Below are 21,211 nucleotides of genomic sequence, written 5' to 3' on the forward strand. Positions count from 1 at the left end.
GGCCGCGCTCCTATTTCAGCTTCTTCTTGAGATCGTAAAGCGCGTCCATCGCCTCGCGCGGCGTCATGTCGTCGAGGCTCATCGCCTTCAACGCCTCCTCGACCTTGGACGGCCCGCGAGCCGCGTCCTCGCGGCGCACCGCCACCTGGAAGAGCGGCAGGTCGTCGATCAACTGGCTTGCCGGATTCTTGCGGTCGGCATCCTCGAGGCGGGTGAGCACGTCGCGGGCGCGCGCCACGACCGAGGCCGGAAGCCCGGCGAGGCGGGCGACCTGGATGCCGTAGGAGCGGTCGGCCGCACCAGGCCCGACCTCATGCAGGAAGATGACGTCGCCGTCCCATTCCTTGACGCGCATCGTGGCGTTCGATAGCCGGCCAAGTTTCTCCGACAGCACGGTCAGCTCATGGAAATGCGTGGCGAAGAGGCCGCGGCAGCGATTGGCCTCGTGCAGGTGCTCGACGGCCGCCCAGGCGATCGACAGGCCGTCGAATGTCGCGGTGCCGCGGCCGATCTCGTCGAGGATGACGAGCGAACGGTCGCTCGCCTGATTGAGGATGACGGCGGTCTCCACCATCTCGACCATGAAGGTCGAGCGCCCGCGCGCCAGGTCGTCGGAGGCGCCGACGCGCGAGAACAGCCGGTCGACGATGCCGATATGGGCTGATGTCGCCGGCACGAAGGAGCCCATCTGCGCCAGGATCGCGATCAGCGCGTTCTGGCGCAGGAAGGTCGATTTACCGCCCATGTTCGGGCCGGTCAGCAGCCAGATGGCGCCGTCCTTGGCGCCGTCCGTCGGCGAAAGATCGCAATGGTTGGCGACGAAGGGGCCGCCCGCCTGCCGCCGCAGCGCCTGCTCGACGACGGGATGACGGCCGCCCTCGATGGCAAACATCTTCGAGCCGTCGACCTGCGGCCGGCAATAGGCCTGTTCTTCGGCGAGCAGTGCCAGGCCGGCGGCGACGTCGATCACCGCCAGCGCCCGGGCGCCCGATTTGATCGCCTCGGCTTCAGCCACGACGGCCGCCGTCATCCTGTCGAAGGCTTCGAGTTCGATCGAAAGCGCCCGGTCGGCAGCGTTGGCGATGCGGCTTTCAAGATCGGCAAGTTCGGTCGTGGTGAAGCGCATCGCGCTCGCCATCGTCTGGCGGTGGATGAAGCGGGCCTTGGCTTCGGCCGTATCGGTCATCGGGCCGGCATTGCCGGCGGTGACCTCGATGAAATAGCCGAGAATATTGTTGTGTTTGATCTTCAGCGACCGGATGCCGGTTTCTTCGGCATATTGCAGCTGCAGCCCGGCGATGACGCGGCGCGACTGGTCGCGCAGCGCCCGGACCTCGTCGAGCTCGGCGCTGGCGCCGTCGCGCAGGAAACCGCCGTCACGCTTCAGCAGCGGCAGTTCGTCGGCAAGCGTCTCGGCAAGCAGCGTTTCCAGGTTTGCGGGAAGGGCTTTCAGCCCGGACAGCGCCTCGCCGAGTTCTTCCGGCAGCATGGCGTCTGCGAGCATGACCGCAACGCCGCCCGCCGCCTGCAGGCCTTGGCGGATGGCGGCAAGATCGCGCGGGCCGCCGCGGTCGAGCGCCAGGCGGGAGAGCGCCCGCGGCATGTCGGGCACATGTTTCAGCGTGTCGCGCAGCTTGCCGCAAAGCGACGGCTCGTCGATCAAGAAGCCGATCGAATCGAGCCGGGCATTGATGCGGGCGGGGTCGGTGAGCGGCGACATCAGCCGCTCGGCCAGAAGCCTGGCGCCGCCGCCGGTGACGGTGCGGTCGATCGCCTTCAGCAGCGAACCGTTGCGATCGCCCGACAGCGTGCGGGCAAGTTCGAGATTGGCGCGGGTGGCCGGATCGATGAAAAGCGTCGAGGCGGCACTTTCCCGCTCGGGCTGCCCAAGCGGCGGACGCTCGGCGATCTGCGTCTTCTCGACATAGGCGACGGCGGCTGCGGCCGCCGCAAGCTCGGCGCGCGAGAAGCTGCCGAAGCCATCCAGCGTCGAAACCCCGAAATAGCGAGCGATCCGGCCTTCGGCGCTGGCGCTGTCGAAGAGAACCGCCGGCTGCGGCACCGCCGTGCGGCCGAGCACGTCAAAGACGGGTTTCAGCTCGGCATCATGGAAGATCGTATCGGGCAGGATCAGCTCGCGCGGATCGATGCGCAGGATGTCGGCGAGCAGCCGCGAACTTTCCGTCTCCGCCAGCCGGAAGACGCCGGTGGAAATATCGATCCAGGCAAGCGCCAGCGCCGGTTCGGCCCCGCCGCGAATGCGGGCGAGCGCCATCAGATAGTTGGATTCGGAAGGCGATAGCAGCTTTTCCTCGGTGATCGTGCCCGGCGTGACCAAGCGCACGACATCGCGCTTGACGACGGATTTGCCGCCGCGTTTCTTTGCTTCGGCCGGATCCTCGATCTGCTCGCAGACGGCGACGCGGAAGCCGAGCGAAATCAGCTTCTGCAGATAATCGTCGGCGGCATGCACGGGAACGCCGCACATCGGGATATCCTGGCCCATATGCTGGCCGCGCTTCGTCAGCGTGATGCCGAGCGCGCGCGAAGCCTCCAGCGCATCCTCGAAGAACAGCTCGTAGAAGTCGCCCATGCGATAGAAGAGCAGCGAACCCGGATTGTTCGCCTTGATCTCGATATATTGCTCCATCATCGGCGTCGCCGAGGCACGGCTTTCCGCCGTGGCAAGCTCGGCAGCCGAAAAGGCTTCATTTCCTGTGTCTATTCGTGCGTTCACGGAGGTGCAGTTTTTCCCAAAAAAACAGGTGCCAACCCTATCCGCGCGCCGCTATAGATGACAACAGCATTTGAGGAAGAGCAAAGCGTCGCCCACAGGACGTTGGAGGATTTATGCCCGATATCGATAAGAAGGACCGGCCGACGACATCAGTGACCGACCAGGAGGCGCTCGATTTTCATGCCATGGGCCGGCCCGGCAAGCTGGAGATCAACCCGACCAAGCCGATGGCAACGCAGCGCGACCTGTCGCTCGCCTATTCGCCCGGTGTCGCCGTCCCCGTCAAGGCGATCGCCGCCGATCCGCAGACGGCCTATGATTACACGGCGCGCGGCAACATGGTCGCCGTCATTTCCAACGGCACGGCCATCCTCGGTCTCGGCAATCTCGGCGCGCTCGCCTCGAAGCCGGTCATGGAAGGCAAGTCGGTGCTGTTCAAGCGCTTCGCCGACGTCGATTCCATCGACCTCGAGATCGATACGGAAAATGTCGACGAGTTCATCAACTGCGTGCGCTTCCTCGGCCCCTCCTTCGGCGGCATCAACCTCGAGGATATTAAGGCGCCGGATTGCTTCGTCATCGAAAGCCGGCTGCGCGAGCTGATGGACATTCCGGTCTTCCATGACGACCAGCACGGCACGGCGATCATCGCCGCCGCCGGCCTGATCAATGCGCTGGAACTGACTGGCCGCGACCTGAAGACGACGAAGCTCGTCTGCAACGGTGCGGGCGCGGCGGCGATCGCCTGCGTCGAACTGGTCAAGGCCATGGGGTTTGCCCCCGAAAACATCATCCTCTGCGACACCAAGGGCGTCATCTATCAGGGCCGCACCGAGGGCATGAACCAGTGGAAATCGGCGCATGCGGCAAAGACCGACGCCCGCACGCTGGAAGAGGCGATGAAGGGTGCCGACGTCATTTTCGGCCTGTCTCAGAAGGGCGCCTTCTCGGCCAAGATGATCCGCTCGATGGCGGATCGGCCGATCATCTTCGCCATGGCCAATCCCGATCCCGAAATCACCCCGGAAGAGGTGGCCCGTATCCGCGACGACGCCATCATGGCGACCGGCCGCTCGGACTATCCGAACCAGGTCAACAACGTCCTCGGCTTTCCCTATATCTTCCGCGGCGCCCTCGACGTGCGCGCCTCGACGATCAACGACGCGATGAAGATCGCCGCCGTCAAGGCGCTGGCCAATCTGGCCCGCGAGGACGTGCCCGATGATGTCGTCGCCGCCTACCAGGGCAACCGGCCGCGTTTCGGCGCGCAATACATCATCCCGGTTCCGTTCGATCCGCGGCTGATCTCGGCCATCCCGGTCGCCGTCGCCCAGGCCGCGATGGAGACCGGCGTCGCCCGCAAGGTCATCACCGACATGGCCGGTTATGCCCGCGAGCTTTCGGCCCGCCGCGATCCGATCGCCTCGACGCTCGCCAGCCTCTATGAGCGTGTGCGCCGCCGGCCGAAGCGCATCGTCTTTGCCGAAGCCGAGGAAGAGCAGGTCCTGCGTGCCGCACTGTCCTATGCCAACCAGCAGCTCGGCACCGCTCTGCTGCTCGGCCGCGAGGACCTGATCCGGGCGACGGCGGAGCGCGCCGGCATCGATCTCAACCGCCCCGGCCTCGAGATCGTCAATGCCCGCATCTCCACCCGCGTCGAGGCCTATATCGATTATCTCTATGCCAGGCTGCAGCGGAAGGGTTATCTCCACCGCGATGCGCAGCGGCTGATTCACAACGACCGCAACCATTTCGCCGCCACCATGGTGGCGCTCGGTGATGCCGACGGCATGGTGACGGGCATCACCCGCAACTATTCGACCGCACTCGAGGATGTGCGCCGCTGCATCGACGAGAAGCCCGGCCACCGCGTCATCGGCGTGTCGCTGGCGCTGTGCCGCGGCCGCACCGTCTTCGTTGCCGATACCGCGGTGCACGACATGCCGAGCGCCGAAGAGCTTGCCGATATCGCCGAAGAGGCCGCCGGCCTCGCACGGCGCATGGGCTATCCGCCGCGTGTTGCGTTGCTCGCCTATTCCACCTTCGGCCATCCCTCCGGCGAACGTTCCGAGCGGGTGCGCGAGGCGGTGAAGATCCTCGACAAGCGCCGCGTCGATTTCGAATATGACGGCGAGATGGCCGCCGATGTCGCGCTGAACCGCAAGGTGATGGAGCAATATCCGTTCTGCCGCCTTTCCGGCCCTGCCAACGTGCTGGTCATGCCCGCCTTCCACTCGGCCTCGATCTCAACCAAGATGCTGCAGGAACTCGGCGGCTCGACGGTGATCGGCCCGATCCTCGTCGGCCTCGACAAGGCCGTGCAGATCACCTCGATGGGCGCCAAGGACAGCGATATCGTCAACATGGCGGCGATCGCTGCCTACGGGGCGGGTTCGTAACCGGCCTCTGCCTCCCATTCGAGACGGCATTTAGCGCCCGGCCGACAGGACGTCGGCCGGGCGCGCCTTTTTGTGGCTTACGCGCCGAGGATATGGTTGAAAGGGTCCATCCGATAAGTCATACTTTTGAAACAATGCGCACGGCATAAATTTGATATTTCATCAGCCATTTGGATTCCCATGCCGGAAAACGCATCCCCGAATTTTACCGCCCGATTTCAGGGGACAACGTTCGACGATATGGTCGAGGCTCTGACCAAGGGGTTCGGTTCGTTCGACGCATGGCGAAATGGTCGAGACAAACCACTCGACTGGAAAGTCGGGTTTTGGGGTGATGAAAGGTTGTCGCTGGTCAGCAACCAGGATTCCGGCGGCTGGGGTGCGAGAACGGCAGGTGGAACGCCGGAAACCCTGGCAATCATCGTTCCGCGCACGGGAGCTCTCGATGTCGCCTTTGGTCGGACCGTGGCCGAAGCAACACCCGGGCGGCTGTTGTTGACGAACAATCTTGAGCCGGAACGGGTTTCCGTACGGGCAGGACTTCACCGGTCAGACACACTCAGTCTGAGCTGGGCGATCATCGCTCAAACCGTCGCCGCCGTATTGGAGACGCCGCTGACCGGGGCATTGGACCTGGCGCCGGTCGTTGATCGTTCCACGGCGGCGGGACAGCTGATCGTCGGTCTCGCTCAAACGATGATCATCGGCATGCGCAACGATGGCCCACTGCTCCACTCGCCGATTGCCTTATCGAACCTGACCCAGGCATTTGCCGATCTGGTGGTGCGCTTGGTTCCTCATCGGCTCTCGCATCTTCTGGACAAGAAAATCCATCTGATCGCCCCACGGCATGTCCGTCGCGCAATTGAATTCATGCATGCGAACATTGCCCAGCCGTTGACGATGCAGAATGTCGCGGACGCCGCGGGCGTTTCCATTCGCGCTCTTGAGATCGGTTTTCGGGCCTTCAAGGCAACCACACCGTCGGCCTACCTCAGGACGATCCGTTTGCAGGCGGTCAGGGAGGATCTGCGCGATCCTTCAAACCGGCAGCCGCTGCGGGACATCTGTTTGAAGTGGGGGTTCTTCCACTTTGGCCGTTTTGCCGCAATCTATCGGGCGGCCTATGGAGAGAACCCGTCGGACACCAGAAGGCGATCCGGTCTATGAGGGCGCTGATCGGAGAGCCCGGCGGGTTTGCGCCAGGGCTGCATGTTGCAAGCCGGCCAGAGAAGGTCTAGCTCGCAAAGCGGCCGGCGTCGGCGCCGTAATAGTTCAGGTAGCGGTCGGAAATGCTGGAGATCGGCAGCACGATCAGCACGTCGGTCGTGTTGAAGGCATGATCGATGACGGCGCTGGAGCCGACCATCGCGCCGAGGCGCAGATAACCCTTGATGAGCGGCGGCAGGGCCATCAGCGCCCGCTTCGGGTTGACCGCCTCGACCGGCATCAGGTCCATGTTGCGAGCGAGATGCGGCAGCGCTCCGACGGCCCATTCGTCCTTCGCCAGCACATTATGGTAGAGGAAGGACAGGGCGAGCGCATGGCTTTCGAGATAGACGCCGGGGAACGAGGCGCAGCCGAACATGGCGCTCATGCCGTGCTTCAGCGCATAGGCCCAGTTGCCCTGCCATAGAAGCTCGACGGTGCGCTTGGTGCGGTATTCCGGCAGCACGCAGGAGCGGCCGAGCTCCATGAAGCGCTTGTCCGGATGCTTGGCGAGAAGCCCCTCGATCTCGAATTCGGAAGCCGAGTAAAAACCGCCGTTGGCCATGGCGACATCCTGGCGCAACAGCCGATAGGTGCCGACGATCTGGTCTTCAGAATCGCCCTCGATCGCACGGTCGAGCACAAGAAGATGATCGCAGAAGGCATCATAGGCGTCGACATCACGCTGGCGGCGCATGGCGTCCAGCGGCAGCTGCGCTTTCATTTCGTCGACGAAGACGCGGTAGCGCACCGCCTGCGCGGCGTCGATCTCGCGCGCCGTGCGGGCAAGGCGCGTTTCCAGATTGCCGATGCGGCCAAGGATATCGCCGTCCTTCTGGACAGCAGCCGTCGACGGCCGTGCAGCCTCGGCTGTGACGTCACGATTGAGAATGTCGATGGAGGACATGGCGATTCTCCGGTTGCCGGCTTATCGACGCCATAAAACACTTCTGTACGACAGGAAAGTGACATATTGCATTTCCCGAGGCAAGACGCGTGCCGGTCCCCACGGGGCTCTATCGCGCCTCTGCGCGGCGGGCGGAAAGTGCGGCGACCGCCTGAACTTCGGTCAGCAGCCGCAGCGGGTCGACCGGCTTCACCATGACCCGGTTGGCGCCGTTGAGCAGTACCTGGCGGCGTGATTCGTCGCTCTTGTCGGCGGTCAGCACGATCACCGGCACGGGCGCAAGATCGAGCCGCCGTTCGTGGCCGCGCAGCCGTCCCAGCATGTCGATGCCATTGCCGCCCGGCATCGACAGATCGCTGATGATGATGTCGGGGCGGGCATCGGCCTCGCCGAGGGCGCAATCGAGCAGCGTCTCGAAATCTTCGACGTGGCGCACCTTGTGCCCGCCTTTTTCCAGGACGACGCGCACCAGCATGGCGTTGATCGGATCGTCCTCACCGAGCAGGATGCTGAGCCCGCTCGCCGCCACCCTCGCCTCCGCCACCGAAAGCCCGAAGCCCGGCTGGTTGTCGTTCAGCGCGTCGCGCTTTTCCATGCCGCGCATGCGCCCGCGCAGCACATCGATCAGCGACTGTTCGCGCAGCGGCCGGATGAGCCAGGCGTCGAACAGGTCGAGCGGATGGGCGCTGCGCTCTTCCGGGTTGACGAGCAGAACCTTGCGCAGGCCGAGCGCGGCGATTTCGGCGCGATCGGCAAGGTGAGTGGAAAATTCCGCCGACATGCGGTGGTCGACGATGATATCGGTCGGCCGGCCGCCGCCATTGGCCATGCCGAGCAGCTTTTCCCGCGCCGTCTCGCCGTCACCGACGAGATGGCAGATGCCGCCGAGCGCGGTGATGGTCTCGGCGATGGCGGTGCGCGCCGCCCCTGCCGGCGCCAAGAGCACGACGCTGTTGCCGGCAAGCAGCGTGTTTCGCCGGTCGGGCCGCTCGCTGCCGATATCGACGGGAAAGCGGATGGTGAATTCGCTGCCGAGGCCCTTTTCGCTGGCAACCGTCAATGCACCGCCGAATTCGCGCATGATGCGCGCCGAGATCGCAAGGCCGAGCCCGGTGCCGGCGCTCTTGTCGGCGACGGTGCCGCCCTGCTCGAACTCGCCGAAGACGCGCGCCTGCTCCTCCGCCGTCATGCCGGGGCCGCTATCGGCCACGGTGATCAACAGGTTGCCGGCGTCAAGCGAGACGCGGATGAAGACGCCGCCGACCTGAGTGAACTTCACGGCGTTGCCGATGACGTTGAACAGAACCTGGCGCAGCCGCGCCGGATCGAAGCTCATTTGCTCCGGCACGTCGGATGACACGGTGGCGCCGATCTCGATACCCTTTTCATGCGCCCGGTGGGCGAGCATCTCGACGACGCTCTCGAGCAGCTTGCGCAGGGATTCGGAGCGTGGGTGCAGTTCGAAACGGCCGACCTCGATGGTGGAGAAATCGAGCAGGTCTTCGACGAGCTGCGTCAGCGCGTGGCCGGATTGGCGGATATTCGCCAGATAATTCTGCTGTTCCTGCGTCAGCCGCGTCTCGGCGAGCAGATGCGTCATGCCGAGGATGCCGGAAAGCGGCGTGCGCACTTCGTGGCTGACGGTGGCGAGCAGCCTGGATTTGGCGGCGCTGTTATATTCGGCCTTCTGGCGGGCCTCCTCGCGGCTCTGCGCGATCAGCCGCTCTTCGGTGACGTCGCGGGCAACGCTCTGCAGCAACAGGCGGCCGTTCGCAGGATCGCGGGTGACGACGTCGCGCCAGACGAAAATGCGCTGGCCTTCCGGTGTCGAGATTTCGACATCGTAGCAATGCGGGATCGGACCGGGGCGGAAGGCGAGGCCGATCTCCTCGCAGCTGCGTCCTTCCGGATGCAGCCGTCCGGTCAGACGGCGAAACGTATCATTGGCGGAGATGATGCGCCGGTCCATGGTGCGGCCGACAGTGATGTCGCCGAGCACGTCGTGCACGTCGGCGAACAGCTTTGCGCCGTCGTTGCGCTCCGGCAGGGATTGGCGGCCGGGCGTGTTTGCCCCGCGCCGGCGGATCGTCAGGACGAGGTAACCGGCAAGCACCGCAAGGCCGAGAACGACAAGCCCGCCTGGCAGCAGCAGCGGATGGCCGGCATGGGCAAGCAGCATGAGGATCGTTGCGGCAAGGAGGCCGACGCCACTCAGCCAGTAGAACAGCAGGCGCCGTGTCGGGGCGGGCGCCTGGCGCCGATTGGCTTCCGCGGGTGCCCCCGCATGTGGTCGCGGGGAGGGTTGCCCCATCCGCTCCTGATGCGGCTTGGCGGCGGGTCCGCCGAAGGCGGCGGACAATCTTTCCTGCAACTGTCCCAGGTTGTGCATGCTATATGGCTAACATGAGGCCCCTTCCGAATGCCTTCAGGAATTCGATAAGATTTTAGCGGCCGGCCTTTTTCGGCAGCAGCAGCTCGTCGAGAATGACGCAGGCCGCGCCGATGGTGATGAAACTGTCGGCGAGATTGAAGACCGCGAAGGACCAGCTTTCGGTGTAAAAAAGGATGTAGTCGATCACATGCCCGTAGGCGAAGCGGTCGACCAGATTGCCGATCGCGCCGGCGATGATCAGCGCGTAACCGAGATGGGCGAGCCAGCGATCCTTGGCGGTGCGGTACCACAGCCAGATGACGAAGGCGACGATGATGAGCCGCATGCCGACGATGAACCAGCCGTCCATGCCCGACAGCATCGAAAAGGCGACGCCGAGATTATAGGTGCGGTAGAGCGCCAGCATCGGAAGAACAGGCACGGCTTCTTGCAGCGGCAGGTAATGGTCGACGGCGATCTTGACGATCTGGTCGATGAGAACGGCGGCGACGATGAAGAAGAGGATCGGCGCTGGGCGCGCAAAGAGCGCGGGACGTGCATGCGTCTGTTCGGTCATTTGCCCTCGGCAAGTGAGAGGAGATGGCGGCGCGCCTCGAAAAGCATGACGGCGGTGGCGACGGCGAGGTTCAAGGAATCGGCGCGACCCTGCTGCGGAATGCGGGCAAGCGCGTCGGCCTCTTTGGCGAGTTGCTCGGGCAGGCCGGATTGCTCATTGCCCATCAAGAGCACGATGGGCTTCTTCCGGTAGTCGATCGTGCGGTAATCGACCGCGCCGGCAAGATGGGTGGCGACAATGGAAACGCCGGCCGATTTCCGCCAGGCGAGGAATTCCTCCGGCGTTGCGCGTGCGACCGGCACGGCAAAGACCGAGCCCATGGTGGCGCGCACGGTCTCGAGCGAAAAGGGATCGGTTGCCTCTCCGACCAGAATGACGCCGGAAGCCCCGGCCGCATCCGCTGTGCGGATGATGGTGCCGAGATTGCCGGGGTCGCGCACGCGATCGAGCGCCACCCAGGTCTCGCCCTCCCTGGGCCGGATGTCTTTGAGCGGTTTCCAGCGCTGGTCGAAGATGCCGACGACCATCTGCGGGTTGTCGCGGCGGGTGATCGAGCCGATCACCTTTTCGCTGACTTCGAGCACCAGCCCGCCGGAGGCGACGGTCTTGGCCGCCATCTGCTCGACCAGCGGCTTGCCCTTGGCAGCCTTGGCGTAGACCAGCGTGCGGATCGTCCAGCCGAGTTCGATCGCATCGATGACGAGCTTCAGCCCTTCGGCGAGGAAAGTCCCGCTTTCCTCCCGCGACTTCTTGTTCGTCAGCGCCTTGATGTCCTTGATGATCGGATTGGCGAGCGAGGTGACTTCCTTCACCTGGCCGACCCGGCGCGGTCCCTGATCGTGGAAGTCCTTGCTCATTTGGGCACCCAGCGGGAAAAGAGGGAGGTGGAAAGGGCGCGGCCCGGCGTTTTGCCGTCGAGGCCGGCCTCGCGGATCACCAGTTCGCCGGATTCGACCGCGCCGCCGGCACCCCGCATCGTCTCGCGCATCAGCTCGTGGATCGAATAGAAGCTGGCGCGGATCGAATAGGCCGTCAGCACTAGGCCGGCCGCCTGCGGCGACAGGATCTCGCGGCAGACATCCAGCATCAACGGCAGGTGCTCGAAGAGATGCCAGACTTCGCCATTGGGGCCGCGGCCGAACTTCGGCGGATCGGTGAGGATGATGTCGTACTGGCTGCCGCGGCGCTCCTCGCGCAGGATGAATTTCATCGCATCTTCGCAGATCCAGCGGATCGGCAGCTTCTCCATGCGCCCAAGCGCCTGGTTTTCGCGCGCCCAGCCGATCGCCTTCTTCGACGCGTCGACATGGGTGACCTCGGCGCCGGCTGCTGCGGCGACCAGCGAGGCGACGCCGGTATAGCCGAAGAGGTTCAAGACTTTCAGCGGCCGGCCGGCCTTTTCGACCTGATCCTTCATCCAGCTCCAGTGGACGATCTGCTCGGGGAAGACGCCGACATGGCGGAAGGAGGTGAAGCGGCCGAGAAAATCGACGCCGAGCAGATTGAGCGGCCAGGTCTCGCCGAGTGCGGCCTTCGGGAAGCGCCAGCGGCCGGTGCCTTCTTCATCGGTATCGCCGGTGAAGACGGCGTCGACCTTCTCCCAGATTTGCGGCGCCAGTGAAGGTCGCCACAGCGCTTGGGCCTCCGGGCGAATGATGCGATAGGGGCCGTATTGCTCCAGCTTTTGGCCGTCGCCGCTGTCGATCAGGTGGAAATCGCCGGCGCCGAGCGATTCGAGAATGATAGGCACGCGTTCCGCCGGCCGCTCGCCGCTGCGCGTCGTCAGCGGACGTGCGGCTGCGACCGGCGCTGCGCTCTCTCGCGCCGCCTCGCGGGCCGCCACAGACTGCGCAACCGGCTTCGCCGGCCGGCCGGCCCGATCGTCCCTGCGGCTTTCACCGGAGGGACCTGACGTTTTCTTCTGGCCCGGCCGGCGTTCTCTTTGTTTCAACGTGCTCTTCCGCGTCTCTGTCGGGCACAGCGCCCTTTGAATTATGCAGTAGCCCAGAAAAGCGTGCCGGATCAACTGCGCGCCGGCGGGGGCGTCTATTTCAAGTCGTCGGAGGCGAGCATGAAGGCATAGAAGCGCAGCGGACACGGGCCGCGGCTCAAGAGAGAGCCTCATCCTGAGGTACCCCGCAGGGGCCTCGAAGGACGAGGCGGGTGCGCTGACCTTGGATGAATGCAAGGAGCAGCGTTGCGGCGTGTCCTTCGAGGCTCCGCCCAATGGGCTGCGCGCCTCAGGATGAGGGATGTGGGAGCATGCCGTACGGTCAATTTCTCGCTGCGGCGCCAGCCCGCAGATAAACATTCCTCCGCCTTGGCAAAGCGCTTTGCCGTTGGGATAAGGTGAGCGAATCGGAGATGGGGCTATCGAATGGATTTCACCGGCGAAGAACGCATCGCCGCGCCGCGGGACTTGGTCTGGGCGGCGCTCAACGATCCGGACATTATGCGCGGCTGCATTCCCGGCTGCCAGAGCATCGAGCGGCTGTCGCCCGACACCTTCGAGGCGACGATCAGGGTCAAGTTCAGCCTGCTGTCGGCCACCTTTCATGGACTGCTGACGCTTGCCAATGTCGATGCGCCCAAAAGCTATACGCTGTCGGCCGAAGGCAAGGGCGGCCTTGCCGGCTTTGCCAGGGGAGCCGCCGATGTCGTGCTCGAAGAGCGGGGCGGTGAGACGATCCTGCATTACCGGGCGAGGGCCGAACTCGGCGGCAAGCTCGCCCAGCTCGGCGCCCGCCTGCTCGATTCGACCTCGCAGAGGCTGGCCGAAGGCTTCTTTTCGGATTTCAACGCTGCCGTCGTCGCAAAAATGGCCGCCGATTGAGCGCCGGAGGCGTTGGCGCTGGGCTTGGCGCGGGCAGGAGCTTGGTTTAAGCCCTCATCATGACATGGACCATCAGGCCGCCGCGGGCGGAAGACCAGGACATGCTTGCGGAAATCTATCTTTCCGTGCGCCGCCAGACATTCGTCTGGGTCGATCCCGGCAAATTCCATCACGAGGATTTTGCCGCCCATACCAATGGCGAGACGATCCTCGTCTGCGAGCATGCCGATGGCGGGCTTGCCGGCTTCCTGTCACTCTGGCCGGAAGACGATTTCATTCACATGCTTTACATCAGACCGGAATTCCAGGGCCTCGGCGCCGGCACGGCGCTGCTGCAGGCGCTGCCGGAATGGCCGCAGCATAAATACCGGCTGAAATGCCTGGTGAACAATCGGCGGGCGAAGGCCTTCTACCTTTCCCACGGTTTTGCAGTGACCGGCAACGGCGCCTCGCCGGAGGGCGATTATGAGGAGCTGAGCTTCTGTCCGGTTTGACGCGCCGGCAACGCTCTTACCGCGACGGCAGCTGGCCGGCGATATCCTCGGCGCGCGTCCTGTGGCGGTCGGCCTCACCCTGCCAGCGAATGGCTTCCTTGGCCTCGGTGCGTGCCCGCTTGCGGTGTTTGCCCTGGCTGAACCAGGTGGCGGCCGAGCCGATCAGCATGCCTGAAATCAGCGTGATGAAGAGGAAGACGAAGAAGGGGGCGGAGACCGCAAGCACCTGATCGTCAGGCCGGAACGGATTGAAGGCGAGCGTAACGCTCTGCCGGTTGGCAACGCAGAAGACGATGAGAATGACGCCGAGCGGCAGCAGAATCAAGAGGTTGACGATCTTCTTGGCCATTGGTGTCTCCATGCGTCGGACGGCGCCGCTCTCTTCGAATGGCGCGTTGTATCTACGCATCGGCCCGAAAATCGATTCCGATTTTCGGGCCGATGCGCTAGCAGAATAGGAAAACCGAGTTCAAGTTCAAGTGCGGTTTCGCCGCAGGCCGGTTGCGCCGCTCAATCCTCTTCGTCGGCCTGGCCGGGATTGAGCCGCTCGCGCAGTTCCTTGCCGGTCTTGAAGAAGGGAACCCACTTCTCCTCGACGAAGACGGTATCGCCGGTGCGCGGATTGCGGCCGGAGCGGGAAGGGCGGTTCTTGACCGAAAACGCGCCGAAACCGCGCAATTCGACGCGGTTGCCCGCAGCCAGTGCATCGGTGATCTCGTCGAGAACCGCGTTGACGATATTTTCGACGTCGCGATGATAGAGATGCGGGTTGCGTGCCGCAACAATCTGCACCAATTCGGACTTGATCACAGTCGCCCCCTTAAATTATTGATTTCTTATCAATCGCGGCCAACCTGCCAAACTGAAAGCAGCCCGTCAAGAAGCAACTTTGGGGGCAGGATTCCATTGATATCCTGGCCTTTGACGAGATCATCATAACCGAGGATCGTAATCAACCGCGTAACAGCCCCAGCGAGCAGAAACGGCGTGTTGCTCTTCTTGTCCCAGTCCACCATCGGCAGATCGGCGTCCACCCCGCGCGATTTAAGATAGGCACGGATTTCGGGCTCGCCGCCGATCGTATCGACGAGTTTCGCCTTGAGCGCCTGCCGGCCGGTATAGATCGTGCCGTCGGCGAGCTTCAGCACCTCCTCGCGCGGAAGCTTGCGCCGGTCGGCCACAAGGTCGACGAACCAGTTGTAGCTGTCGAGCACCATGTTGCGGATCATCGCCTTGGCTTCCTCACTCGCCTCGTGGAAGGGCGAGGGCTCGGCCTTCAGCGGTGAGGATTTGATCTCCTGCAGCGACACGCCGATCTTGTCGAGCAGCGGCTGGATCTGCGGATACTGAAAGATGACGCCGATCGAGCCGGTGATCGAGCTGTCGCCGGCAATGATCGTATCGCCGGCAGTGGCAATCATGTAGCCGGCCGAGGCGGCAAGCGTGCGCACGTCCGAGACGACGGGCTTCTTGGCCGATATGGCCCGGATCGCCTTGAAGATTTTTTCGCCGCCATAGGTCGTGCCGCCGGGCGAGGAGATCGAAATCACCGCGGCCTTCACCTGATCGCTGGTCTCGACCTTCTTCAGCCGCTCCAGAAGCTCGTCGTCGTCGACGATCAGCCCGGATATCGTCACATGGGCGATATGCGGGCGCTCGGTTCCGGCACCGCCGAAGGCGAAGCCGTAGAAGGCCAGACCAAGCGCCACGACGAGGGCCACCGCGACGATGCGCCAGAAGCCGAGCTTGCGGCGCAGCCGCCGGCGATCGGCGATGATCGAACTGTCCATGAGATACCTCCAGCGCTGGCCCGGCGTCGGCACGGCGCCGATCGATCCGGTGAAATAGGTGGCAGCGGCGCGTACGAATGCCACTTTTTGATGTTTTTCCGTTTTGTTGCTTGTTGCAGAAAAAATTCCATATTGGCAAGCCAATGTAATAATGCGAAACGAACTGTGATTGGCGGCCGGCTTTGTTATAAGGCGCGGCAATCACCGCAGATGGAACGAGACCAATGCTCGACACCCTGAAGAACAACGGAAATGCCGCTTACGCGGGCTCCGGCAGGAGCGCCTATGGCGATGCGTTGTTCCATTCCGCCCGCGTGCGGCGGCTGAAGATCCTGCTGCCGGTGGCCGCTCTCGTCGTCGCCGCTGGCCTCGCGGCGGTGGCGCTGGTCAGCATCTACCTGCCCGAAAACGTCAAATTCGAAGGTGCCAAGATCGAGAACGGCAAGGTCGTGATGGAAAAGCCGGCGATCGCGGGCCGCAATTCCGACGGCATCAACTATTCGATGCTCGCTGAACGAGCGTTGCAGGATATCCGCAATCCCGATCTCATCACGCTCGAGACCATCAAGGCCGCCGTGCCGATGAATGACGGCCTGATCGCCCGCGTCGTCGCCTCGACCGCCGATTACAACCGCGCCACCGACAATCTGCATATGACGGCCCCCTTCACCCTGGTGCTGAGCAGTGGCCTCAACGCGAAATTCCAGTCCGCCCGGCTCGACATCAAGGGCGGCAACATGCGCAGCGACGACCCCGTCACGATCACCAAGGACAATGCCTCCATTGTTGCGAAGACGCTTGAGATAACAGATAAGGGGCGGGTGATCACATTCGAGGGGAATGTTCGCATGAATGTCGATCCATCCACCATCCATAAACAGGGCACCTAACCAGCCGGGTCATCCATGACAAAAGATTGTCGCATTTCAGCTTGCAAGACGGGCGTAGCATTCATTGCCGGCGCGTTTGCCCTTATCCTGACGGCCTCGGGCGCCGGCGCGCAGCAGGCGACGGCCTCGATGTCGGGCATGAAGCTTTCCAACGACCAGCCGATCCAGATCGAAAGCGACAAGCTCGAGATCCATGACCAGGAGCACACCGCCCTCTTCACCGGCAACGTCAAGGTCGTCCAGGGGACGACGACGATGCAGTCCGGCAAGATGACCGTCTATTATAAGGACAAGGCGGCAAAGCCGGGCGCCGATGGGGCTCAGCCCGCCGCCCAGCCGGAAAAGTCTGCCTCGCTCGCATCTGGGAGTGCCGATATCGACAAGATCCTGGTGACCGACAAGGTCCTGCTGACCTCGGGCACGCAGACGGCGACCGCTGATGACGGCAATTTCGACATGGCCTCGCAGACATTCACCCTGACGGCGGATCAGGGCAATAAGGTTATTCTGTCGGACGGGCCGAACGTCTTTACCGGCTGCAAACTGACCGTTCACATGCAAACCGGCCAGGCGGAGCTTGAAAGCTGCGGCGGGCGTGTCCAGATTCAGCTCGATCCGAAATCGCAGCCGAATGCGCAGCAGCAGAAGCAGAACTGAGAAGCCGGCCTCCCACGTGAAATTAACATCGCTATCCACCATGTTCGGCCAGCCCGAGCCACAAGCTGCGGGTGCCGCCGACAAGAGTCGCTATCAGGGAACGCTGATCGCCCGTGGTCTGACGAAGACCTATGCGACGCGTCGCGTTGTCAACGGCGTTTCGCTGGTGGTGCGCCGTGGCGAGGCCGTCGGCCTGCTCGGTCCGAACGGTGCGGGCAAGACGACCTGTTTTTACATGATCACCGGCCTTGTGCCGGTGGATGAAGGCACCATCGAAATCGACGGCAACGACGTCACGGCCATGCCGATGTACCGCCGCTCCCGCCTCGGCGTCGGTTACCTGCCGCAGGAAGCCTCGATCTTTCGCGGGCTGACGGTGGAAGAAAATATCCGCGCCGTCCTCGAAGTGCATGTCAAGGACAAGGCCGAGCGCGAGCAGAAGCTGAACGAGCTGCTGGAGGAATTTCATATCCAGAAGCTCAGAAAGAGTGCCGCCGTCGCTCTTTCCGGCGGCGAGCGCCGCCGTCTCGAAATCGCCCGTGCGCTGGCGACCGACCCGACCTTCATGCTGCTCGACGAGCCCTTTGCCGGTGTCGACCCGATCTCGGTCGCCGACATCCAGAACCTCGTCCACCATCTGACCGCGCGCGGCATCGGTGTTCTCATCACCGACCATAATGTGCGCGAGACGCTCGGTCTCATCGACCGCGCCTACATCATTCATGCCGGCGAAGTGCTGACCCATGGCCGGGCGAACGATATCGTCAACAATCCGGAAGTGCGCCGGCTCTATCTCGGCGACAATTTCAGCCTCTGACGCCGGATCAGGCTGATTTTCGACCAAATCGGAATCCGTCATGCTCCCGTCGGCGCGGAAATTCACCTTGCCGCTTAGTTCCGCTTGACCAAATGAGATAAAAAAGCAATTTTTGGGCCAACTTGGTTTCCGTGGCCTGAGGCGTTAACTGGACGCGGTTTCCCGGAGGAATTGAGGGGAGTTTCGCGTCCGTCATGGCACTGTCCGCCAATCTTTTCCTGCGCCAGAGCCAGTCCCTGGTGATGACACCGCAACTGATGCAATCCATCCAGTTGCTGCAGATGACGCATTTCGAGCTCAGCCAGTTCATCGCCCAGGAAGTGGAAAAGAACCCGCTGCTCGAATTCCCATCGAATGACGGCGAGGGCGGCGACGACCGTGGTGCCGGTGAGGACGAGCAGTTTGGCCAGCCGCCGGAGGATGCCGGCTCGGACGACGGCGCCGACAATCGCGCCGAGGCGCTCTCCAGCGACTGGTACGACAATGGCGGCAGCGAAAGCACCGGCCGGCTGAACGACGAGCTCGACGCCAATTATACCAATGTCTTTCCCGACGACGGCGCCCCGCAGCGCCTCGATGCGCCGGAACTTGTCGGCCAGTGGAAGTCGATGCCGGGCAGCGCCGAGGGCGCCGATTATGATCTCGACGATTTCGTCGCCGGCCAGCTGTCGCTGCGCGACCACCTCGCGCAGCAGATCCCCTTCATCCTGCCCGATATGACCGACCGGCTGATCGCGCAGAATTTCGTCGATCAGCTCGATGATGCCGGTTATCTGCAGACCGATCTCGTCGAGACTGGCGAGCGGCTCGGCACGAGCCTCGAACAGGTCGAACACGTGCTTGCCGCCCTGCAGACGCTCGATCCGCCGGGCGTTTTCGCCCGCAGCCTCGCCGAATGCCTGGCGATCCAGCTCAGGCAGAAGGACCGCTACGACCCTGCCATGCAGGCGCTGGTCGACAATCTCGAACTGCTGGCGCGGCGCGATTTCGCCACGCTGAAGCGGCTCTGCGGCGTCGACGAGGAAGACCTTCTCGACATGCTCGGTGAGATCCGCCAGCTCAATCCGAAACCCGGCAGCGGTTTCGAGGTGGGTGTTTCCGAAGCGATCATGCCCGATGTCGTCGTCAGGCCGTCGGCAGACGGCGGCTGGCTGGTCGAGCTCAATCCGGATACGCTGCCGCGCGTGCTCGTCAACCAGTCCTATTTTTCGCGCGTGACCAGGAACGGTGAGGATCATGCCTTCCTGTCCGAGTGCCTGCAGAGCGCCAACTGGCTGACGCGCAGCTTGGACCAGCGGGCGAAAACCATCATGAAGGTGGCAAGCGAGATCGTCCGCCAGCAGGATGCCTTCCTGCTCAACGGCGTCGACCACCTGCGGCCGTTGAACCTGAAGACGGTCGCCGAGGCGATCAAGATGCACGAATCCACCGTCAGCCGCGTCACCTCGAACAAATATATGCTGACGCCGCGCGGCCTCTTCGAGCTCAAATATTTCTTCACCGTGTCGATCAGTGCCGTCGAGGGCGGCGACAGCCATTCGGCCGAGGCCGTGCGTCACAAGATCCGCGCCCTCATCATGCAGGAGAGCCCGGACGCGGTGCTCTCCGATGACGATATCGTCGATATGCTGAAGAAGGGCGGCATCGATCTCGCCCGCCGCACGGTGGCGAAATACCGGGAAGCGATGAACATCGCCTCCTCGGTCCAGCGCCGCCGCGAGAAGCGGGCGCTCGCCAAGGTCGCGGGCTTCTGACGGGGTCACACCCAGGCGCCGGGTTCGACCGCATCGCCAGCCATATCAGGTGTCACGACACCGCTGTCCGGCTAAATTTGGTGGACTTGCTGCACGGTGTTGATTCTATTGCGTATCAGACGTTCTCCGCGCTTTAGACAATTCAATTGTCGCTCTAAGAGGTCGCCGCCCGCCACCGGCTGGGTCGAGCCGCGGGCCTCGACCAGGTAGGTTAGGGTGAGGGGCAGCCGTCGACGCCAACCGGACAGCAGTGATGTCACCGCAATAATGATACCCGTAGGGCGGCACAGCTTAAGCGCGAAGCGTTGAAAGCCATCGAGGCGGGGATCGTCGGGAGCGCCTGTCGGCAAGGAATCCTCCGCACGTTTCCCGCGCATCGCCGCAGGCCATTTTCCGCCCTATTGACTTTTTGGTAAGCTCTGGCTAGAAGCCCGCCGCAATCGACGCCGTGAGCGCCTTTTGAAGTTATCCCCATCATCCCAAGGGCACCGAGGACCCGCAGGCCCACGCCGATCTTGCTTGAGATTGCGCGAAGTGCTTGGATGAACCTGAGGCTTGGCGTAAACTGATACCCGCAAACGACCATAAGAAGGGAAACTCCATGAGTGTGCGTGTATCCGGGAAACATATGGAAATTGGTGAATCCTTCCGTCAAAAGATCGAGGACCAAATTGGTATGGCCATCACGAAATACTTCGACGGGGGGTATTCCGGCCAGGTGACCGTCGAAAAGGCGAGTTCTCGTTTCTCGGCAGATTGCAAGCTTCATCTCGACAGCGGAGTGGTGCTGCATGCCGCCGGCGAAGCAACCGATCCCCAGCTTGCCTTCGACGCCGCTTCCGAGCGCATCGAGAAGCGTCTGCGCCGCTACAAACGCAAGCTGAAGGACCATCATGCCGGAAACCACCTGAATGGTTTTGCAGAAGTCTCCTACACGGTCATGGACTCCGTTCCTGATCACGAGGATGAAATTCCCGACGATTTCGCCCCGGCGATCGTCGCTGAAAGCACGAAGCAGCTGAAGACCATGTCGGTCGCCACCGCCGTGATGGCGCTCGACATGACCGACGAGCCGCTTCTCCTGTTCCGCAGCCCCGGCAAGGAACATCTGAACATTGTTTACCGTCGCCATGACGGGAATATTGGCTGGATCGATTCGGCCAATATCAAAGGCTGAGATCAGGGCGGTGAGCGGCGGTATCGCCGCCGCTCCCCCGCATCATCTGATCCCGGCGACAGAAGGAAAAAGAAATGGCATTGGCAGATTTGCTCCATCAGGATGCGATCATTCCCGCCCTCAGAGTAAATTCCAAGAAACAGTTGCTTCAGGAATTGGCGGCACGAGCCGCAAGGATCACCGGGCTCTCCGAACGGGAGATCTTCGACGTCATCCTGCAGCGCGAACGCCTGGGCTCGACCGGCGTCGGCAACGGTATCGCCATTCCCCACGGCAAGCTGGTGAACATTCATTCGATCGTCGGCATCTTCGCCCGGCTGGAGCAGCCGGTCGATTTCGAAGCGCTGGACGACCAGCCGGTCGATCTCGTCTTCCTGCTTTTGGCGCCGGAAGGCGCGGGCGCCGATCATCTCAAGGCGCTGTCGCGCATCGCCCGCGTCCTGCGTGATCATGATCTGGTGGCAAAGCTGCGCGCCACCGATTCCGCCTCTGCGATCTACGCCTTCCTCAACGAAGAGCAGACCTCGAACGCGGCCTGAACCACTTCTATTCCTGATAAAAAAGGCGCCTGATTTCGCAGGCGCCTTTTTTCATCATAG

The 21,211-nt window shown here is 63.1% G+C and carries 18 protein-coding genes and 1 pseudogene; 10 read left to right on the forward strand and 9 right to left on the reverse strand.

All coding sequences use genetic code 11. From position 1 onward, the window contains the following. Nucleotides 1–10 precede the first annotated feature (10 nt). The gene (mutS, locus tag CO671_RS16735) at nucleotides 11–2,737 is read right to left on the reverse strand and encodes a DNA mismatch repair protein MutS (RefSeq protein WP_097606853.1); all 2,727 of its coding nucleotides are present in this window, start codon (nucleotides 2,735–2,737) and stop codon (nucleotides 11–13) included. A gap of 113 nt (nucleotides 2,738–2,850) precedes the next feature. Here mutS and CO671_RS16740 point away from each other — a divergent pair, with 113 nt between their 5' ends. Both CO671_RS16740 and CO671_RS16745 read left to right on the forward strand, forming a co-directional pair. Then, nucleotides 2,851–5,136 carry an NADP-dependent malic enzyme gene (locus tag CO671_RS16740; RefSeq protein ID WP_097606854.1) on the forward strand — a complete coding sequence of 762 codons (2,286 nt, stop codon included), beginning with the start codon at nucleotides 2,851–2,853 and terminating at the stop codon, nucleotides 5,134–5,136. 180 nt (nucleotides 5,137–5,316) lie between these two features. Beyond that, complete coding sequence (locus tag CO671_RS16745; RefSeq protein ID WP_097606855.1) at nucleotides 5,317–6,306, forward strand: helix-turn-helix transcriptional regulator; 990 nt, start codon at nucleotides 5,317–5,319, stop codon at nucleotides 6,304–6,306. 67 nt (nucleotides 6,307–6,373) lie between these two features. Here the strand turns inward: CO671_RS16745 and CO671_RS16750 are convergent, their stop codons facing one another. The 5 genes from CO671_RS16750 to CO671_RS16770 form a co-directional block, all read right to left on the reverse strand. Then, the gene (locus CO671_RS16750) at nucleotides 6,374–7,252 is read right to left on the reverse strand and encodes a GNAT family N-acetyltransferase (protein WP_097606856.1); all 879 of its coding nucleotides are present in this window, start codon (nucleotides 7,250–7,252) and stop codon (nucleotides 6,374–6,376) included. Nucleotides 7,253–7,361: 109 nt separating this feature from the next. Beyond that, the gene (locus tag CO671_RS16755) at nucleotides 7,362–9,641 is read right to left on the reverse strand and encodes an ATP-binding protein (RefSeq protein ID WP_097606857.1); all 2,280 of its coding nucleotides are present in this window, start codon (nucleotides 9,639–9,641) and stop codon (nucleotides 7,362–7,364) included. Between the two features lie 55 nt (nucleotides 9,642–9,696). Next, nucleotides 9,697–10,200, reverse strand: a complete 504-nt coding sequence (gene lspA / locus CO671_RS16760) for a signal peptidase II (RefSeq protein WP_097579524.1) — start codon at nucleotides 10,198–10,200, stop codon at nucleotides 9,697–9,699. Further along, nucleotides 10,197–11,057 (reverse strand): RNA methyltransferase, encoded by an 861-nt coding sequence (locus CO671_RS16765; RefSeq protein ID WP_097606858.1) that lies wholly within the window; start codon nucleotides 11,055–11,057, stop codon nucleotides 10,197–10,199. The genes lspA and CO671_RS16765 overlap by 4 nt, the downstream gene beginning before the upstream one ends. Beyond that, complete coding sequence (locus tag CO671_RS16770) at nucleotides 11,054–12,151, reverse strand: class I SAM-dependent methyltransferase (protein WP_097606859.1); 1,098 nt, start codon at nucleotides 12,149–12,151, stop codon at nucleotides 11,054–11,056. Before CO671_RS16770 ends, CO671_RS16765 begins: the two co-directional genes overlap by 4 nt. A 426-nt stretch (nucleotides 12,152–12,577) precedes the next feature. Between CO671_RS16770 and CO671_RS16775 the strand changes: the two genes are divergently transcribed. Both CO671_RS16775 and CO671_RS16780 read left to right on the forward strand, forming a co-directional pair. Continuing rightward, nucleotides 12,578–13,033, forward strand: a complete 456-nt coding sequence (locus CO671_RS16775) for a carbon monoxide dehydrogenase subunit G (protein ID WP_097606860.1) — start codon at nucleotides 12,578–12,580, stop codon at nucleotides 13,031–13,033. A 59-nt stretch (nucleotides 13,034–13,092) separates the two neighbouring features. Then, entirely contained in the window at nucleotides 13,093–13,527 is a 435-nt protein-coding gene (locus CO671_RS16780) for a GNAT family N-acetyltransferase (protein ID WP_097606861.1), read from the forward strand. Nucleotides 13,528–13,543: 16 nt separating this feature from the next. Here the strand turns inward: CO671_RS16780 and CO671_RS16785 are convergent, their stop codons facing one another. The 3 genes from CO671_RS16785 to sppA all read right to left on the reverse strand — a co-directional run bounded on the left by CO671_RS16785 (nucleotide 13,544) and on the right by sppA (nucleotide 15,317). After that, nucleotides 13,544–13,876: a LapA family protein gene (locus tag CO671_RS16785; RefSeq protein ID WP_097606862.1), complete on the reverse strand. Its 333-nt coding sequence runs from the start codon at nucleotides 13,874–13,876 to the stop codon at nucleotides 13,544–13,546. Nucleotides 13,877–14,037: 161 nt separating this feature from the next. Beyond that, complete coding sequence (locus tag CO671_RS16790) at nucleotides 14,038–14,337, reverse strand: integration host factor subunit beta (protein WP_003544934.1); 300 nt, start codon at nucleotides 14,335–14,337, stop codon at nucleotides 14,038–14,040. 29 nt (nucleotides 14,338–14,366) lie between these two features. Further along, the gene (gene sppA / locus CO671_RS16795; protein ID WP_097606965.1) at nucleotides 14,367–15,317 is read right to left on the reverse strand and encodes a signal peptide peptidase SppA; all 951 of its coding nucleotides are present in this window, start codon (nucleotides 15,315–15,317) and stop codon (nucleotides 14,367–14,369) included. A gap of 224 nt (nucleotides 15,318–15,541) precedes the next feature. Here sppA and lptC point away from each other — a divergent pair, with 224 nt between their 5' ends. From lptC to ptsN, 6 genes and pseudogenes are all read left to right on the forward strand, one after another. Further along, complete coding sequence (gene lptC / locus CO671_RS16800) at nucleotides 15,542–16,207, forward strand: LPS export ABC transporter periplasmic protein LptC (RefSeq protein WP_097606863.1); 666 nt, start codon at nucleotides 15,542–15,544, stop codon at nucleotides 16,205–16,207. A gap of 15 nt (nucleotides 16,208–16,222) precedes the next feature. Then, nucleotides 16,223–16,864, forward strand: a complete 642-nt coding sequence (locus CO671_RS16805) for an LptA/OstA family protein (protein ID WP_097606864.1) — start codon at nucleotides 16,223–16,225, stop codon at nucleotides 16,862–16,864. An 85-nt stretch (nucleotides 16,865–16,949) separates the two neighbouring features. Beyond that, nucleotides 16,950–17,681: pseudogene (gene lptB, locus CO671_RS16810) on the forward strand (LPS export ABC transporter ATP-binding protein); the annotation flags it as partial. Nucleotides 17,682–17,875: 194 nt separating this feature from the next. Further along, the gene (gene rpoN / locus CO671_RS16815; RefSeq protein WP_097606866.1) at nucleotides 17,876–19,435 is read left to right on the forward strand and encodes an RNA polymerase factor sigma-54; all 1,560 of its coding nucleotides are present in this window, start codon (nucleotides 17,876–17,878) and stop codon (nucleotides 19,433–19,435) included. A gap of 601 nt (nucleotides 19,436–20,036) precedes the next feature. Next, a complete protein-coding gene (gene raiA, locus CO671_RS16825) occupies nucleotides 20,037–20,612 on the forward strand; it encodes a ribosome-associated translation inhibitor RaiA (RefSeq protein WP_003570772.1) in 576 nt (191 codons plus the stop codon). Nucleotides 20,613–20,686: 74 nt separating this feature from the next. Beyond that, nucleotides 20,687–21,151 carry a PTS IIA-like nitrogen regulatory protein PtsN gene (gene ptsN, locus CO671_RS16830; protein WP_003570770.1) on the forward strand — a complete coding sequence of 155 codons (465 nt, stop codon included), beginning with the start codon at nucleotides 20,687–20,689 and terminating at the stop codon, nucleotides 21,149–21,151. The last annotated feature ends 60 nt before the right edge of the window (nucleotides 21,152–21,211 follow it).

Source organism: Rhizobium sp. M10 (assembly GCF_002531955.1).
GTDB lineage: Bacteria > Pseudomonadota > Alphaproteobacteria > Rhizobiales > Rhizobiaceae > Rhizobium > Rhizobium etli_C.